Below are 17,981 nucleotides of genomic sequence, written 5' to 3'. Positions count from 1 at the left end.
AAGGCAAATTTGCCCATGCCAGCCACTTGCTAATATCTTTCAACGGAGAACTGGATCTGGATAGGCGGACCCCATGGACCACAAGAGTGAAAGCAGTAAATTGATATTGCCAATCCCGACTCAGCCAGCCACAACAGCCCCACAATCGACTCTAATGCCAGCAGATCGAGAAAGCTCGGCCGCCTTTTGATAGCAGCCCCTTATGAAAAGCAAAGAGAAGACTCGCAAGGGAAAATGGTTTCTATCGCTGGCGGCGCTCGGCGTGGTTTTCGGAGACATAGGCACCAGCCCCCTGTACGCGGTTAAATTGATCTTCCACTCAAGGCTCAATATTCCTTTAACTGAGGCCAATATACTCGGTGGCGTTTCAACGATCTTCTGGGCCCTGATACTGATCGTGACAATCAAATATGTGACATTGATAATGCGGCTGGATAATCGTGGGGAAGGCGGCATCATGGCACTGATGACGCTGGCAATGGATGCCACAGAAGGGCGAAAATACCTCCAATGGTTTGTAGTCACTGCCGGCATACTTGGCGCCGCACTTTTCTTTGGGGATGCCATTATTACCCCAGCGATCTCTGTACTCTCGGCTATAGAGGGGCTTGAGGTTGGAAATCAGACACACCAATCTCTAGTGGTACCTATCTCCATTGGAGTCTTAATTTGCCTATTCTCAGTTCAGCGCTACGGTACCTCTACCGTGGGAACTCTATTTGGGCCCATCACTGCTCTCTGGTTCCTCACACTTTTGGCGGCTGGAGTATCCAGCATCATCAACAACCCCCAGATTCTCCATGCGATCTACCCTGAACATGCCCTGAGATTCCTCACCAATCATGGTTTTAGCTCATTTTTGGTATTAGGCGCTGTTCTTCTGGTTTTCACCGGGGCTGAGGCACTTTACACCGATATGGGTCACTTCGGCCGCAGCCCAATCAGAATGGCATGGTTGGGATTGGTTTTTCCCGCTCTTTTTCTGAACTACATGGGACAAGGTGCACTGTTGATGAGCCATCCCCATGCAGTCGATAACCCCTTCTACCGCATGTTTCCCAGTTGGGGGCTTTACCCGGTAATCATACTTGCCACCGCCGCCACAGTTATTGCCTCTCAAGCCTGCATTACCGGCAGCTTCTCCTTGGCCAAACAAGCAATGCAACTAGGGCTTTTACCCCGCCTTACCCTTCGCCATACCTCAGCACATCTTGAGGGACAGATATTTATGCCAGGTGTTAACAGGCTGCTTATGTTTTTAGTGATAGGAGCGGTAGTGGGTTTCGGCTCATCCACCAATTTAGCCGCTGCCTACGGTGTTTCCGTAAGCGGCGCTATGTTGATAAGTACTTGCCTGGCAGCAGTTGTGTACCGTATTCAATTAAAATGTCACTTACTTCTTTGCCTATCAGTGGCGACCTTCTTTATCTGCATAGATCTCGCCTTTTTCTCCTCCAGCTTGCTAAAAATTAGTCATGGTGGCTGGTTTCCTCTCGGTTTAGGTGCCATAGCCTGTATCTCAATGTTCACCTGGAGAGATGGCAGGGAAGCCTTAGCACTGCAACTTCAGCGGCAGGAATTTAAACTGGAGCCTTATCTAACCGCCCTGCTGAAGAAAAACCCTATAAGAGTGCCTGGAACTGCAGTATTCCTTACCTCGAGACAGCTATCCACTCCCCACGCACTGATCTATAACCTGAAGCACAATAAAGTATTACACGAAAACTTACTGTTCATTACTGTATCATTTGTGAATGCTCCACGGGTAATGCCTGGCAACCGGTATATCCTCAGCGAAATCCGTGAAAACTGCCACTACTTACTTTTACGCTATGGCTACATAGAGCAGCCGGATATTTGGAAGGTTTTAAAGCGGCTACGCCTTAAGAAAGAGCTGGATATCGACCCCAATAAAGCTTCATATTTTTTAACAAGACAAACCATCACCCCAACCAAGCAGGAGGATAGCCGTATGTTCTTATGGCGAGAGCGGTTGTTTGCGGTTATGTTCCGCAATGTGAGTAGCGCTGTAGAGTATTACCGTATTCCTATGAGCCGCGTGATAGTAATGGGCGAAAAAATCCGAATTTAATTTAAACGATAAAGCAGTAGCACCAAGTGGCACCACTGCTTGCCAGTAATGGGAAATCATTAACTTATTTATAAAGCGGGAATCTAAATCACTCCGAGCCGTGACAAGTGTTGTCGGGCAAACTGAATCCTTTTCTGCTGTACTTCGGCAAAACTCTTACCATCTATATTGACTGCAAAAAAATACATATTGTTGCCAGTTTCCACTACGCCAACATACCAACCCAAGGCAAATTCATCATTAATCTGTCCACCGCCCGTTTTTGCATAGAGCTTGTACGAGTCTGTCTCCTCTACCAACATAACTTCTTTGAATAAAGAGAGAGAGTCATCAGAAATAGGTAGGGCTCCAGAAAATAGCTTTTGCAAGAAATTCACCTGCTCCTTGGCCGATATCTTCAGGCTCCCATTTAGCCAAAATTTATCCAAACCAGAGGAGATATCCCTGTTGCCATATTCGAACTGAATCAAATATTGGCTCATTCTCTTCCTGCCTATTTGAGAGGCTAATTGCCGATAAATAGGCACTGCGGAATTTTGAAAAGCCGCCCGGATGGGTAGCGACTTGTCATACCAAATACTGGGCCACCACCGCTGAGCCGGATACTTCAAGTGGTCATAGGTTAATTCCTGTACAAGGCTGCGGACCAAACCAGCATCTAATGCAATCAGAGTGTTAGGCACCTTAAAGGTTGAGAATGGAGTGAGCCTTACATCGGCTCTCTTTTCATTGATGATTGAGTAAGTGGCCTCTTTGTGATTTTTCAGTACAAATGTGCATGATTTGCCACATTCGATATCTTCGGAAGACCAGGCGAGACTACTAAAGAGCAGAAATAATAATACGATTGCTTTCAATTTAAACTTCCCAGAGGTACTCGTTAATAAAATATCTGATCAGGGTAGCAATCATAAACGATCCTGCCGCATTCTCACCTGCCTTCATTTCAAGAGTACTCCGACACGAAGATTGCACAGGTAGCTGTTACCGGCATCGAAAACTGCGCAAAGACCTATTCTACCCTTCGACTCGACTGAATTAGCTTTGCTAATGCCTTGTGGGCATCAACAAGGCCCAATCCGGTATTATTGGCACCTAAGTGGGATCGCCTTGCCGTACCCTGAAGCGACTGCGCTACCAATGGCACAGCCTCACCGCTGGAGTACCCATAATGATCCGCTGCATCCAATAGCAACGCGCTGATAGCCGCCAACTGTGGTGCGGCAAAAGAGCTACCGGATTCAAAGTTATGGCTTGAAACTGAGTAAACTGCATCTCCCGAAATTGCAAAGCTCCGCTTGATCGCCAAGGGGTTATAACCAGGAACCGTGGCAGTTAAAGAGACTTCGTTGGAGAATGGCTGCAAATTGATCGCAAACATCAAGTTTTGACTGCCTGGAGCACCTTGATTTTGTTGTAAAAAGGCCTTGATCAGATCCAGGTCATAGGTAAAGAAACTTCCCAGCGGAGGAAGGCCTAGACGCTTGCGAACATCCGTATTCTCACCTTCCAGGTCAGTACCTGTATTCCCAATTGACTTGGTAAATAATTTGGATTGCAAAATATGGGATAGATGCTCCGAAAACTCCGGATCCAGCTGATCATTGGTGATATGAAAAGCCCGACTCATATTAATTACATCAATATCATCTCGGTTACGCATGTAAGCCATGGCTTCATTGTAAGTTTTGCTTTCAGTACTTATGGGTACAATAGTAGCCTTGGGCGCAATATCGAGGATAATATCAATAACGGTATTGCCATGCAGGAAGGTAATGGGATCACCAAATTGAACTTCTGCTTCGATATTAGGGTGCCGCTCGCGCTGTTCCTGTAAACGAACAGGATCAAACAAATCAAACACCCCAATGACAATACCCTCACCGTCAAAATGCCGTACCAAATTCTGATGCTTGAGGTTATAGCTAGGCACATAGGGATACAGGAATTCATTCAGCTCCATCCGGAACATATCTAAATCCGCAATAGCAGCTTCAAAAGTTAACCTGTTCTCCTCTTGGTAATCTTCCGGCTGAAAGGTATATAAAAGTTCGGCTAGCACGGTAAACTCAGTGATAGACTGACCCCACTTGTGCATTTTCAATTCATCAACCATATAAAGCGATTTAGCCCACCCCTGATACTGGTCAAAATCAGCGGCCAAATAATCATCAAGTATTGGAGTAACAGGCTCTTCCCAAGGCCAGGGTGTTAGCTCTTTGACAACCTGTAAAGAGGCCCTGGCTTGATCTACGTTGGGATCTGATGCAAAGACCTTTACACTCAATACAACCAGCAACACCACAAGTACTATCTTATTCAAAACCACTTCCTTTTTATTTGAGTTTATTCTGGAATGGCAACAAAAATATGCCAGAGACCTCTCATGAGTATTTTATTTAACAGTCACAACTTCTCTAACTCAAATTAATAGAACCATGGCCCTGATAAAAAGGCAACCTATTAGGCTATCTCCATTCCACAGGAAGCCCCCTGTAAAAAAGCTGTTTTTTACAGGGCATTTGCAATTCGGGAATATAAGTATTTTATATTGTTTGATGCACTAGAAATAGACGTCACACTTTACTACTCGTGTACATGGTTTTCACTTGAGAAAAGTAGTCATTAAAATAAGTTCCCTCCCAACCAGGTGAAATCGTTGGCGCAGCCATTCTAGAAACCTCCATTAGCATTGCATTCCAAATCCTTCACATTGGTGCAAAGTCGAGAAGCCAGCAAAGTTTAAGTCAACACCGCAACTTTATTAGCAAGGTTTTATGTATAAAACAGAATAAGAAAGGTACTAGAAAGAAATACCCATATAGAACGCACCCCAAATCAACCCAAATATTACACTCGAAAACACCTTCATTTAATTAATGTTTTTAAACTTCTCCATTTAGCGGCCATGGAGCGATAATGCCACTCAACTTGCATATACAATCAACTATCAAGCTTTCCCCAAAAATACTTGCCTTTCATACTATGCGATATTTTAGATAAAAACCCACCCCAAGGTAAATTAGCTAAGACTGGCTTCGCCTCAAAAAAATTATTATTTTTATATGCTATTTTTCCAGGCCCTTAAAAGTACCGATAAAAGCTTTTTATTATGCTCATTTCCTAGCCTTAATTGCTGCCATATTAAGATTAAAAGCCTCTCAAAATTGCTTGATACTATAATTTGAAGTGTCAACCTCAAACCTTGAAGTACTTTTGAACCTATTTGAAAGTTGGTCATGTAAAGAAATATTTAAAAGGGCTTTTAATCTTTCAGCTCACCTTAAATATCATACTAGCTCATGAAAGCATATCCCTTTCCGCTGTAGATACTGGTGCAACCTTCAAATTCACCAACCAATTTATTTTACCCCACCCCAATCGCTTCACACATAAAATGTTCCCAGTAGCCTGAGTAACTCAATGAGTACTGGATTAGCTTAAGTCGTTTATCTCCTGCCCATGTTAATTGCACACTAAACAACCTAAAGGTAATGGAATGTCACAATAATACTTTTTGTCAGGTCTTATGCAGAATAAAGTTAACCTAATCTAGTTGGCTAAATATCTACTAGGTGGTTTATAATGCCAGAACCCGATAACTACTTAAAATAGGGACAATGGGGAATTTTAATGAATAAAAAGATGTTTCGACTTTCTGTAATTTCAGCAGCTGTTCTATTAACATTAACAGGCTGTGATAGTAATAGTAGCTCATCTTCTGATCCTGCAGTCACTCCTGCTGCAGCTACACCTACACCTACACCTACTCCTACACCTACTCCTACACCTACTCCTACACCTACTCCCGCCGATAAACCGCCAACAGCTAGCGATGTAACTATCAGCGGTGTTAAGCAAGGAATTCCGGTATCTGGAAAACTATTGGGCAGCGACCCTGATGGTGATGCTTTAACTTATAGTTTTTCAGAAAAAGATAAAGCAATTACCCCCGTTGATGACGTTTATAAATTTAGTCACGGTGAATTATCATTAAACAATGATGGCTTTGAATACATTTCAATCACAGGTCAAGACGCCACTATCACCTATACCGTAACCGCAAACGGTGCTTCGGCTTCTGCAAGAATCGAAATTATTGCTGATATTCCTCCAACAGCGAACACTGTTACTATAGATGGTGCAAAGCAGTGGATACCGATATCTATCGAGCTGCTGGGCAACGATGAAGATGGTGATGAGTTAGTCTATAGTTTTTCTGAGAATGGTGTGGCTGTTAATGAAGTAGATGGCATTTATACTTTTAGCCATGGGGAGCTTACAGAAGAAGATGGTCAATTTGAATATAGATCAATCTCTGGACAAGATGCCACAATTACTTATACCGTAACAGCAAATGATATCTCAACATCTGCAACAATTGACTTCTTGAATGTTGCAAATGACCCACTAGCTTATCAGCAGTGGCACCTTCGCAATACAGGGCAAAAATCGTATGCATTAAGTGAGCAGATGGCTCAAGGATTGGTAGATGCTGGATTTTACACTCCCGTAGAAGCTGCCGAAGCACTTGCAGAAGGTGAAGCCGAGGAGCTCCTTGCCGGCGAAGATATGAATGTTGCAGCTGCTTATGCTCAGGGTGTAACTGGTGCAGGTGTAACAGCGGTTGTCGTAGACTCTGGTTTAGAGATTCGTCATGAAGACTTAATAGATAATGTACTAGTTAATCGCTCTCTCAATTTAGCTGTATCGGCAAACGACAGAACAGACCCAACCAGTCTCTCCAATAGCGGCGATCATGGTACTAGTGTCGCGGGCTTAATTGCTGCTAAAGGCTGGAACAATATAGGTAGCCGTGGCACATCCCCAGATACTGGGTTAATCGGCATGAATTATTTGGGCGGTGATACAATAGAGCAAACCGAACTGTTAATTCATGGGTTTCCTGGAAGTGGTATTTCTACAAGCGAGGAAATCTCAGCATTTAATCGCAGCTACGGTATCACTTGGCCAGCTTTTATTGCTTACTCTGCTTTAGATGAAGCTATTGAATCTTACCCTAATCTTATGCTTCGAAGCGGCAAAGGCGCTTTGAACATTAAGTCTAATGGTAATTCTTTTATAGATGGCGGCCGCGAAGGGGCTTTCTGTAAAGATAATGGCGCTAATGAATTAGGTTTAACATGTTATAGCGCAGCGTTCGAACCCAGTCAGGCCCACCCATACTACTTGAGTGTTGCTGCAGTGAACGCCAACGGCAAACATACCAGTTACTCAACAGCCGGCGCAAGCACAATGGTATCGGCTCCTGCGGGTGAGTATGGTCGCTGGGCGCCAGCGATGGTAACAACAGATCAAATGACCTGTATTAATGGTTATTCCGGCTTCAATGGTAGAACAATCAGCGCCTGGGGCGGCGCCTATGGTGAAGACTTTGCAGCTAGCCAGTTCCCGTTCAACTACCCGGGTCACCCAGAGAATGCAAGTTGCAACTATACTTCAACTTTCAATGGGACATCTTCCGCTGCACCGAATGCATCAGGTGTTGTGTCTCTAATCTTATCCGCAAACCCAGAACTGACCTGGCGTGATGTTCGACACATTCTGGCTTCAACAAGTACTTTGATTGACGCTGAAAACGAAAAAGTTGAGCTGACAATTGGGGAAGGTTCTTTTATTGCTCATGACGGCTGGATTGAAAATGCCGCGGGCTATCACTTTAATAACCTCTATGGTTTTGGCCGTGTTGATGCCGGCGAAGCTGTTGCTAAGGCTTTAGACTACTCAGAAAATCTTGGCGAGCAAATTATCACCGAATGGAAAGGTCTAGGCTCAACTGCTGGAGAAGAAGCCTTGCAGGCAACTATTCCAGACAACAGTGCCATTGGTGTAACCCAGCAAATCGAAGTATCAGAAGATATCATTATTGAAGCTATGCAATTCGAGTTTGATATCCGCAATAATGATATGGGGTCTTTTGTAAATGATAATCTACTATCCTCTGCAGGTAACGATCTGGCGCTTGAAGTAGTCTCTCCTTCAGGTACTAGAAGCGTTTTACTCTCCTCTAAGCAGGCATTACTGGAGGCTTCTTGGAGCTCTGCGAATGGGTATAGCGAAGGTTATATCTTGGATGGTGCCGTATTCCTATCTAATGCGTTTTATGGTGAAAATGCTAGGGGAACTTGGACTATCAAGGCACTAGATACCGGTGACACCAACTTTGAATTTAGTGACACAGAAGATCTCGTTATTCTTGTAAATGAAGAGACAGAAGAGAAGCCGACAGGCATGATAAACAATCCCGTAGAAAGTGTTCTAGAGGGGGTATCATTAAGAACATTCGGTCGTGCTGCTCAATAAGAAGGATAATACAATGAAGTTAAATAAATTACTGATCTTGACTGCCGCATTATGTGTATCAGGTATGGCGCAAGCTAGCTCCATTGATAGCATGGACAAAAAAAATGTCGGAACCAAACCGCTAAAAACTTTAGCTGCAGCAACAACAGACTCTGCTGAGCTTGGCATCTTTAAAGTTGAGCGATCACTGACAAGCGTCCCATCATCGATTGCTGCACCAGAACACATTGTTGCAAGAAAAGGGGAAGTAGCAATAGTGAATATCGGTGACGATTCTGCAAAAGATATTGTCGGTAAAGGTACAATAGTAAGAAACACAATAACGAAAGAATTAACAACCCTAACTGGAAACGTAACAGTTTTATTAAGTAAAAATGTTACTGCATCTGAAGTAGCTGAAGCTACCGGCATGAAAGTATTGTCGGTATTTCCTGGTACTGATATTGCCATCTTGAAAATTAAAGAAGGCAATGATTTGTTAGAAGCTTTCAATGCAATAAAACAGTCCGGCCTGACAATTGAAAGTCGAGTCGAAGTCACTGAGACTATGCATAAAGCACAATAGATAAAACAACCTATAGAAGTGAGTTTCATCTTATAAAAGCAAAAGGCATCGCTAATAAGTGATGCCTTTTCAATTGCATATAGCGAGCAACGTCCGGTTTTAACCAACAATATTTGGACTATGAATTCTGATAACTAGCTTTTCCTGCTTGCCGAAAGTGGATACTCAAGCCCGGATTGTAAAACCAAAAAATATTAACACTAGTATCATACTGCCCCATATGAGAAGCGCCAGAACTTTTCCAGCACTCCCTATCGCCCAACTGTCGATACCTATGCAAGGGTAACCCACTGCGAGCCGTATAGCACAAATACCAATGACCTCGGCAGACCTTCTGAAAGGTGCGTATTACTATTTTATGCCACGCATAACCTACCGGTACTGTGTACCCTTACTACGGAACTGAATATTGTGGCAAGTTGAAGCAGCATGATTATCAGTTGAGCTTGAGCATAAACGAGATAGAGCTTACCAAGCCAAAAGTCAAGCACCAACAAACGAACACTACCTATAAACGCTCCCATAAAACTATTTTACAGAGGCTTCAGCAGCCCTCACTGCGTCGAAAGCTCCATGGATATAGAAGATCTAAAAAAAGATCTGAGCAAATCGCTTGTATATTACGATAATGATCGCATTGACCTAGGTAAAAAGATCTGGAAGGAAAAACTCGTAAACTGAATTTGACCTGACTGAGCACCTTTTGAAAAAATCGGTAACTATCAGATCACGTCTGAACTACTACAGTTGACCACTACACTTCACTAGCCCACCAAGTTTAGAGTACCTTATACCTTATACCTTATACAATTGAAACCTCAACGAAAACAGATGCCTGCTCAATAGCTTCATGATATGGTTTAACAAATCTAATTTGCGTCCCATCAATTTCGGTCAACTGTTTAGACCAAGCTAATTCATAAAGAGTTTTCAAGTCATTCTTATCAGCTTCAGTGAGCTCACTTTTTTCGCCATAATTCATAATGGAAAATGGCTTATGCAAACCATAGATCACGCTGGGCCAAGCTTTCTCTTTTACGTCAGCAAAGAAATGTCTCAATCCAAATATATGGCCCAATTCGTGAATCATGGTATCAACCTGCTCTTTCCGACTTTGTTCAAACATTGTGGGAAAGAGCACCAATTCATTACGCCCCGAATTAGGAAAAAAGGCACGCGCTAATGTACAGCCTACCACACTACAACTTTCTACAGGCTCTACTCTAATTTTAAAGTCCCAAACATTTGGGTTCTCATTAAATTTGACCGGAGAAGCATCCCCCCACTTTAACAAGGCCTCCCCAAGTAGAGCCCGAATATAGTTTTTTACTTCGTCTGGGTTTTTAAAATACCGCAAAGACTCTTCATCAAATTTCCACCTAAGAGTTACATCTTTCCCCCAAAGGGGGATGTACCCCTCTCCACTGTGCAATACTAAATCCAGCGGGGATCTATTTTCTAAGGCAGGATATCCCACTTTATCAGTGACACAAATCTTATTCTCACCATACTTATGAACTATAGGCTCGACGCAAGAATCACATTCTTTTTTTGACTTAAGTTCCAGATGGAGAGTTTCATTTGAATAGCTGCTATTGTCTGATGACACTGTAATCCACCAATATAAAACATTAAAGAAACATAACTAAAACGATAATACATGTTTAGTAAAACGCGGGGATATAGGTGATTTCTCGCAGCAGAATCCTTTCGAAACAATAATAGAACCTCATAATCTATGCCATAGCACTATCCTCATTGCTTAACCAAGTCCCATCCGAGTGGGCTTCAACAGTCTCTACTCCAAAGTCATGGATTAAGTGGCGAAGACTTTCTTTAGCTTTATGGGCAGTCTGCTTCTTATTGTTGTAGACGCCTTCAAGTTTAATATAATTGGCAAAAATGATAGCCCCGACCGTATCAATAGACTTCAGCTGCGCCTGGTAGGCAAGGTATACGTCCGACGACACCTGATGCTGCGCTTTAAGGATCGGACAGAAGATCACATGGTTATGTGATCTTAAGACTGAGCTCAACAGGAGTTTTATCCATCCATGAAAGGTAAGAAATACTCAAGTTAAAACTGGACATAGCAATTTTCTAGTGACCACCTAAAAACAGTGCAAAGTGATACTGCCTGGGCTCAACAATCATAATGGCCTTCGCCAACAAGAGAACTAAGCCCAGCACAGTGGTCCAGAAAGTGAAACCTCCAAAAATCTGTTCAGGTATTTCGTTAACTTCCCAAAAATATCATTCTAGATTCACGGATAAAGTAGATTTCTATAAGAAAGCACAACGTAGTAGAAGAAACCCAACAAACCAGCAAAGGCGCTCCAGTAGCTTGAACCTGAATCACTCGTTCAATTTTATCTCACTTCTTTACCTACTCTTTGCTTTTGATCCCCCTTGCCAAAGCCATCGTTTGATAAATTGATATAATGGGAAAAAGTGGCATCATGAGAGTATCGCCAAATAAATGACTTGATGACTAGCAACGCTTTATTTTTTAATTCTTAATTAGTGCCACCCACCTATATAGATTGAACATCACTATATCAATACAAATACCCAAGAATAACAACATGAGTGCGGCAGCTAATGCTATTAGAGGAGCCTCTACATGCTCATTAGAATTCGGCAAATGAGCCACAAAGTAAGTAAAAATTAATATAGCGAGCAAGTATAGAGTCCAGCACCTTTCGAGGTGCTGAAAACATTTATTCTGATTAATTTGAAACCTTAAAACGATGAGCTCTGCTAATACAAATATTATTACTCCGGTAAAAGACAAGACTAGAGTAAATTGCATTGCTCTAGGTAAGCTTGGAAATAATGTTGCTGTGTGCGTCATCTCCCAAACTTTAAGACCAAGGACCAGGGATGTGAACCAAGCAGCGCCCAAAAACACCCCTACAAACGGTTTGAATTTCCAGTAACTTTCAGTCATTTTGAAATCCCCAACTTTGTTTGGACACTCAAAATTTCAGATGCAAAGTAAATTACGTTGAAAACTATGGCTACTAAAAAATCACTTCCGATTCAAAGAGTCGTAGCCCCAGTATATTTAAGCCAGACAGAATAATGGCATATTTGTCAGCTATCGTATGGTTTGCAATAGGAGCCCTACTCATACTAACTCTAACTCCCTGAGGTAGTATGAGTAAGCTAATCAGTTTATTCGGCTATCCTTGTGTCCCTATTAGCCTCCTCTCTGCCATGTACAATCCGATAAAGCAGTGGCAATACAAATAACGTCAACAATGTCGAAGAAATAATTCCCCCAATCACTACCGTGGCTAGGGGTCTTTGCACTTCAGCTCCTGTACCTACATTCAAAGCCATAGGCACAAAGCCGAGGCTGGCCACCAATGCAGTCATCAACACCGGACGCAGACGGGTCATGGCGCCATCGATAATTGAAGTGAAAAGCCCGCCTCCTTGCTGGCGTAATTGACGGATAAAAGAGAGCATTACCAGGCCATTTAAGACTGCCACACCTGATAGGGCGATGAAGCCAACTCCTGCAGAGATCGACAGTGGCATACCACGCATCCATAGAGCCAGGACACCCCCAGTCAACGCCAAGGGGACTCCGGTAAAGATAATCAGGGCATCCTTAAACGATCCAAAAGCCATTACCAGTAAGCCGAGAATGATAATCAACGTTAGCGGCACTACGATTGACAAGCGGGTACTTGCGGATTCCAGCTGTTCGAAGGTACCCCCATAGGCAAGCCAATATCCTGCTGGCAGGGATACCTGCTGCTTGATACTCGCCCTCGCCTCTTCCACAAAAGAACCCAGATCACGGTCGCGTACGTTGGCTGTTACCACCACACGTCGCTTGCCATTTTCACGGCTTATTTGATTTGGAGCTGGCGTCATCTCCAAACTGGCGACTTCAGACAATGGCACATAGCTACCCAGTGGACTACCGGCGGGTAACGGCACAGGTAAATCACCGAGACTTTCGTAATCACGACGTAGCTCCTCCGGCAGGCGGACTACTAATTGGAAACGACGGTCTCCTTCGTAAATCAATCCGGCCTCCTCCCCACCAATCGCGGTGGATACCAAATCCTGCAGTGTTTTCAGATCAATACCGTAGCGGGCAAGTGCGATACGCTTGGGAACAACAGAGAGAACCGGCAGTCCCTCTACCTGCTCTACCCTCGCATCGGCAACCCCTTCAATACCATTGAGCACACCGAGGATTTCATTAGCGGAGACCACCAGCTGATCCAGATCATCGCCGAATACTTTGATGCCCAGATCTGCACGCACCCCGGAAATCAGTTCGTTAAAGCGCATCTGAATTGGCTGAGTAAATTCGTAGTTGTTACCTGGCAACTGACGCACAGCTTCTTCAATCTCTGCTACCAGTTGCTCTTGAGGTAGTTTCGGATTAGGCCACTGGTTCCTGGGCTTCAGGATCACAAAATTATCGGCTACATTGGGGGGCATTGGATCTGTGGCCACTTCTGGTGTGCCTATCTTTGCGAATACTTTGTCTACCTGGGGAAATTCTTTAACTCGCTGTTCCAACAAGCGCTGCATCTCGACCGATTGCTCCAAACCGGTGCCGGGAATCCGCAAGGCGTGTAGTGCGATATCTCCCTCATTCAATTGAGGAATAAATTCCGAGCCCAGGGTGGTTGCAAGCCAGCTACAAAAAAGTACCAGTGCAAGAGCCCCGGAAAGTACCAGCCAGCGCACTTTCATCGCAGCGATTAGCAGTGGCTTATAAAGAGATTTGGTAGCAACGATCAGCTTGTTTTCTTTCTCACTGATTTTGCCTGTGAGGAAAACAGCAACCGCTGCCGGTACAACTGTCAGTGAAAGCACCAGCGCAGCCAGCAAAGCCATTACTACAGTAGCAGCCATGGGGTGGAACATCTTGCCTTCCACACCGGTTAAGGTGAACAATGGTATATACACCACCGTGATAATCAACACACCAAACAAGCTCGGGCGAATAACTTCGTTAGTGGCTTGAAAAACCAGTTCCAATCGCTCTTGCAAGGGCAACTTACCACCTTTACGGCCCTGGGCTTCGGCAAGTCTGCGAATGGCATTCTCGACAATAATCACCGCCCCATCGACAATCAATCCGAAGTCTAGAGCGCCAAGGCTCATCAAGTTTGCGGAAACACCGGTTTGCACCATACCGAAAATTGTGGCAAGCATAGAAAGCGGAATTACTGCTGCGGTGATAAAAGCCGCTCGAATATTCCCCAGTAACAGGAATAGCACTACAACAACCAGTAACGCCCCCTCGATAAGGTTTTTCTGTACCGTAGCAATGGCTTTATCTACCAGAGTGGTGCGGTCGTAAACCGCTTCTACCTTAATACCCTCCGGCACGGTAGACTTTACTCCCTCCAAGGCAACCGCAACATTGCGGGCTACCTCTCGGGAGTTCTCCCCCACCAGCATCATGGCGGTACCCAGTACCGTTTCTACACCATCACGCGTGGCAGCGCCGGTACGCAGTTCCTTTCCGATAGCCACTTCCGCCACGTCCGAAACTTTAACCGGCGCCCCACTGCGACTGGTAATCACTACATCTTCAATTTCGGCGATACCTTGTAACTGGCCTGGTGAGCGCACTAATAATTGACGACCATTATTCTCCAGGTAGCCGGCACCTCGACTCTCGTTATTCCGACGCAGGGCTTCGGCGATATCTTCCATGGAGAGACCAAAGTTGAGCATCTGCCGAGGATTGGGAGTAACGTGATACTGTTTGTTGTAGCCGCCAATGGTATTCACTTCTGTAACACCGGGCACCAAAGACAATTGCGGCTTGATAATCCAATCCTGAATTTCCCGCAGTGCCGTGGCATCGTAGGGCTGCCCGTTCGGCTGGGTAGCGCCGGGGTTTGCCTCCACTGTGTACATAAAGATCTCACCAAGACCGGTGGCAATAGGCCCCATCTCGGGCTCCAGCTCCGGGGGTAAATTGCTCTTTATGGCACCGAGGCGACTGTTAATTAAATTACGGGCAAAATAGAGATCAGTCCCCTCCTTAAAAACCACAGTGACCTGGGATAGCCCATAGCGGGAAATCGAACGGGTGTATTCCAAGTTGGGGAGACCGGCAAGAGCTGCCTCCACCGGGTAGGTAATCCGTTGCTCAGCTTCTAATGGCGAGTATCCGGGGGCCTCAGTATTAATCTGTACCTGGACATTGGTAATATCGGGGACCGCATCAATCGGTAGTTTCTGGTAACTCCAAATCCCCAGCCCCACCAATACAAAGATCAGGGACAGCACGAAAAAACGCCGCTCAATTGAGAAGCGCAGGATGCCTTCAATCATCTTCTGGCCTCAATTAGTGGTTATGTGCAGCGCCGGATTTTTCGACATCCGCTTTGATCAGATAGCTGTTCTCAGTGACATAGCGATCCCCCGCATTGAGACCACTCAGCACTTCCGTCACTTTGCCATCGGTACGCCCAAGCTTGAGCGGGCGAATTTCGTAGGCTTCGCCCACCTTGACAAATACCACTGTCCAATTGCGAAATGGCTGCAGAGCCCGATTTTCCACCACGAGAGGTACAGGACTTTCACTGGTTACCACTTGGCCCTGAACCATTAAATCGGTTGTCCAAAGATCGTTAGGATTCTCAATTACCGCTCTTGCAATCGCGAAGGGTTGGCCATTACCGCCGGGAGCGAGGCTAGCAATGGTTGAATCGAAAGTTCTCTCTCCAGCTGTAATGGACACTTTTTGGCCGCGACTGATCTGACCACGGCGAGTGGGAAATACCTGTAGCTCAGCCCACAATTGATTGTAATTGGCGATAGTAAACAGGACTCGTTCACCACTAAACTCACCACGGCTGGCTTGTTTATCGATTATCTGGCCGCTAATAGGCGCAACCAGCGGGTAAGTTTGCAGGCTGTCATTGGATTCAATCGTAGCGAGTTTTTCCCCTTTTTCTACCAAATCACCCAGTGCTTTTTCGATAGTGACCAGAGTTCCCGGGTAGCGTGCGCGCACATGGCTAAGGCTGCGGTGATCAACGGCTGTTTTACCGTATAGAGTGACACTCTCTTTTATTGTTCCGGAGCCAGCAACAGCAGTTTGAATACCGGCTTTTATCGCCATTTCCTCAGAGATTTGAACACGGCCTTCATGGGATTCGTAACTCCATTCTGCTCGCTCCCCGTTATGAAGAGCAGAAACAGTAACATCGAAAGAATGCGGCTCCCCTACAGCACCTTCACCACGGTAATACCCGTTGCGTTGCTCCCAGGTAAATGGGATGCGATCCACTTTCCCACCGAGTCTCTTTAACTCTACGGTAAGGCGAGCATTTTCCTGAGGCTTATCTCCCCGAGAAATCCAAGCGCGAAATTCCGGCTGAATGCCTCGTTCATAAATAAGCAGTTCAACTGACAGATCACCCTTTTCCAATAAACGGCCTCCATTTGGGCCTTTTTCTACCTCATGCTCTCCGTGTTCACCATGGCTATCACTATGATCACCACTTGCATAGCTTTGGGGCACCAACCAATTCCCCAAGAGAAACAGGGAAAGGAACAGTATCGCCAGCTGATTCGCTTTAGTTGACTCACTCATATTTCAATCCAAAATTATTTACTGCTATCGACGCTCATGGGCCCCAAGGGTCCGGCGGTCAGCTGTTCAATTTCCGCGCCGAAAAGAAGTACGGATCTCGCCGCTTCAATGCGGGCTCGCTCAGCACTCAACAATTCATCCCTGGCAGAAATCAGGTCTACATAGGAATCCCTACCCCTGCGGTAAGCGCGATCCACTTCAGTCAAAGCCTGGCGTAGCTTAGGGATTACAGAGTCTTGCAAGGTGGAGACAGTACCCAGGGCCTGTTCGCGGCTGGTCACTGCGAGAAAAAGCTGTGGGTAGAGCTGCAAAAGTGCTGCCTCACGACGCAGCATGACTTCATCCAGCTCTGTCATTGCCGTTAGTTCAGCACCGCGATTACGTTTGGCGGTAAATAGGGGGACGCTGAAACCCGCTTGGACTGCAGTTTCATTAACTGCCGGATTCACACGAAGACCTGCATACCACCCAACATCCGGTCTGGAATTCGCCTGGGTCAGGCGTAGCCGGGAGGCTTGCAAACGCTCTTCAGAGGCAAATCGTGCTATCGCAGGGTTTGCCTGGGCTCTTTCATAAAGCGCCTCAAAACTTGCACCCGGATCAAAGCGATAAAGCTCAGCGGAGTCCACGCGATAATTTTGGGCTGGCTGCCCCCAGAGTGCCGAGAGCGCATGCTTGTAGTACACCAGCATGCTCTGATCGGTCTGTTGTGCGAGGATCGCTTTTGCCAGAGAAGACTCCGCACGCATACGCTCTGAGACGGGGCTGGCCGCAGCACTGACCCGCGCGCTTACAGCGCTCAAAGCCTCACGTGCCAGCGCGACTTTCTCTTCCGCCAAAACCACCAGCTCTTGGGCGGCCAAGACCTGGGTATAGCGACGGATCACTTCCGCCAACAGATCCAAAGCCTTAGCCTGTTCATCGGCGATTAGCAGGTCGCGCTGCGCATTGACAACATCTATACGAGCCTGGCGTTTATTGCCCAGCTCCACGACTGAAGAAAGAGTTACCGTCAGCTCAAACTCATTGTCGGCATCGTCCTCTGGATCTGGAGTATTGTCCGAGTCACCTTCATTGAAGTGCTTGTACTCGGCCTCAACACCCAGCTCCATCTCCGGCTTTAGTGCCGCAGTCTGCCCGGCACCATCCAAACCCCTTTTCTGTAATGGAAAAACTGCAAGCTCCGGATTCTGCGCAAGCGTAAGCCCTATCGCATCCGGTAGTGTTAGCAAGCCCCCCTCTTGTGCAAATACAGGTTGCACAGGCAACCACAATATCGCCATCGCCAATAGCCAGGCGGCAAGGCGACGAATCACACTCGCAATGAGCGTGTGAAACAAATCCATGGATATCTCCCAAATCACATCCCATATACGTGAGCTGGGTCTTGCGACTCTCTTAACTCACGC

Annotated in this window: 11 protein-coding genes; 3 read left to right on the top strand and 8 right to left on the bottom strand. The window is 45.6% G+C overall.

Annotated elements, in window-relative coordinates; genetic code table 11:
- Positions 1-202 precede the first annotated feature (202 nt).
- Positions 203-2,092, top strand: coding sequence for a potassium transporter Kup (locus ACJJIV_RS20775; RefSeq protein WP_444890206.1), 1,890 nt, complete (start codon positions 203-205; stop codon positions 2,090-2,092).
- Positions 2,093-2,175: 83 nt separating this feature from the next.
- Here ACJJIV_RS20775 and ACJJIV_RS20770 read toward each other — a convergent pair whose 3' ends face one another.
- Positions 2,176-2,949 carry a penicillin-binding transpeptidase domain-containing protein gene (locus tag ACJJIV_RS20770; protein WP_444890205.1) on the bottom strand — a complete coding sequence of 258 codons (774 nt, stop codon included), beginning with the start codon at positions 2,947-2,949 and terminating at the stop codon, positions 2,176-2,178.
- A 155-nt stretch (positions 2,950-3,104) separates the two neighbouring features.
- Positions 3,105-4,415: a hypothetical protein gene (locus tag ACJJIV_RS20765; protein WP_444890204.1), complete on the bottom strand. Its 1,311-nt coding sequence runs from the start codon at positions 4,413-4,415 to the stop codon at positions 3,105-3,107.
- Between the two features lie 1,310 nt (positions 4,416-5,725).
- Between ACJJIV_RS20765 and ACJJIV_RS20760 the strand changes: the two genes are divergently transcribed.
- Together ACJJIV_RS20760 and ACJJIV_RS20755 are read left to right on the top strand one after the other, a co-directional pair.
- Entirely contained in the window at positions 5,726-8,416 is a 2,691-nt protein-coding gene (locus tag ACJJIV_RS20760) for a S8 family serine peptidase (RefSeq protein WP_444890203.1), read from the top strand.
- 13 nt (positions 8,417-8,429) lie between these two features.
- On the top strand, positions 8,430-8,981 hold the full coding sequence (locus ACJJIV_RS20755; protein ID WP_444890202.1) for a serine protease external chaperone: 552 nt from the start codon (positions 8,430-8,432) through the stop codon (positions 8,979-8,981).
- 802 nt (positions 8,982-9,783) lie between these two features.
- Here the strand turns inward: ACJJIV_RS20755 and ACJJIV_RS20750 are convergent.
- From ACJJIV_RS20750 to ACJJIV_RS20725, 6 genes are all read right to left on the bottom strand, one after another.
- Positions 9,784-10,590, bottom strand: coding sequence for a matrixin family metalloprotease (locus ACJJIV_RS20750; RefSeq protein WP_444890201.1), 807 nt, complete (start codon positions 10,588-10,590; stop codon positions 9,784-9,786).
- A 127-nt stretch (positions 10,591-10,717) separates the two neighbouring features.
- Positions 10,718-10,951, bottom strand: a complete 234-nt coding sequence (locus tag ACJJIV_RS20745; protein ID WP_444890200.1) for a hypothetical protein — start codon at positions 10,949-10,951, stop codon at positions 10,718-10,720.
- Positions 10,952-11,490: 539 nt separating this feature from the next.
- Positions 11,491-11,931, bottom strand: a complete 441-nt coding sequence (locus tag ACJJIV_RS20740) for a hypothetical protein (RefSeq protein WP_444890199.1) — start codon at positions 11,929-11,931, stop codon at positions 11,491-11,493.
- Positions 11,932-12,158: 227 nt separating this feature from the next.
- Entirely contained in the window at positions 12,159-15,305 is a 3,147-nt protein-coding gene (locus ACJJIV_RS20735; protein ID WP_444890198.1) for an efflux RND transporter permease subunit, read from the bottom strand.
- A gap of 13 nt (positions 15,306-15,318) precedes the next feature.
- Positions 15,319-16,572, bottom strand: coding sequence for an efflux RND transporter periplasmic adaptor subunit (locus tag ACJJIV_RS20730; protein ID WP_444890197.1), 1,254 nt, complete (start codon positions 16,570-16,572; stop codon positions 15,319-15,321).
- 14 nt (positions 16,573-16,586) lie between these two features.
- Positions 16,587-17,918 (bottom strand): TolC family protein, encoded by a 1,332-nt coding sequence (locus ACJJIV_RS20725; RefSeq protein ID WP_444890196.1) that lies wholly within the window; start codon positions 17,916-17,918, stop codon positions 16,587-16,589.
- Positions 17,919-17,981: the final 63 nt, after the last annotated feature.

The sequence above is a fragment of the Microbulbifer mixtoriginis (SeqCode) genome (genome assembly GCF_052466765.1).
Note: the sequence above shows the minus strand (reverse complement) of the source record. Positions and strands in the feature narration are given on the sequence as shown.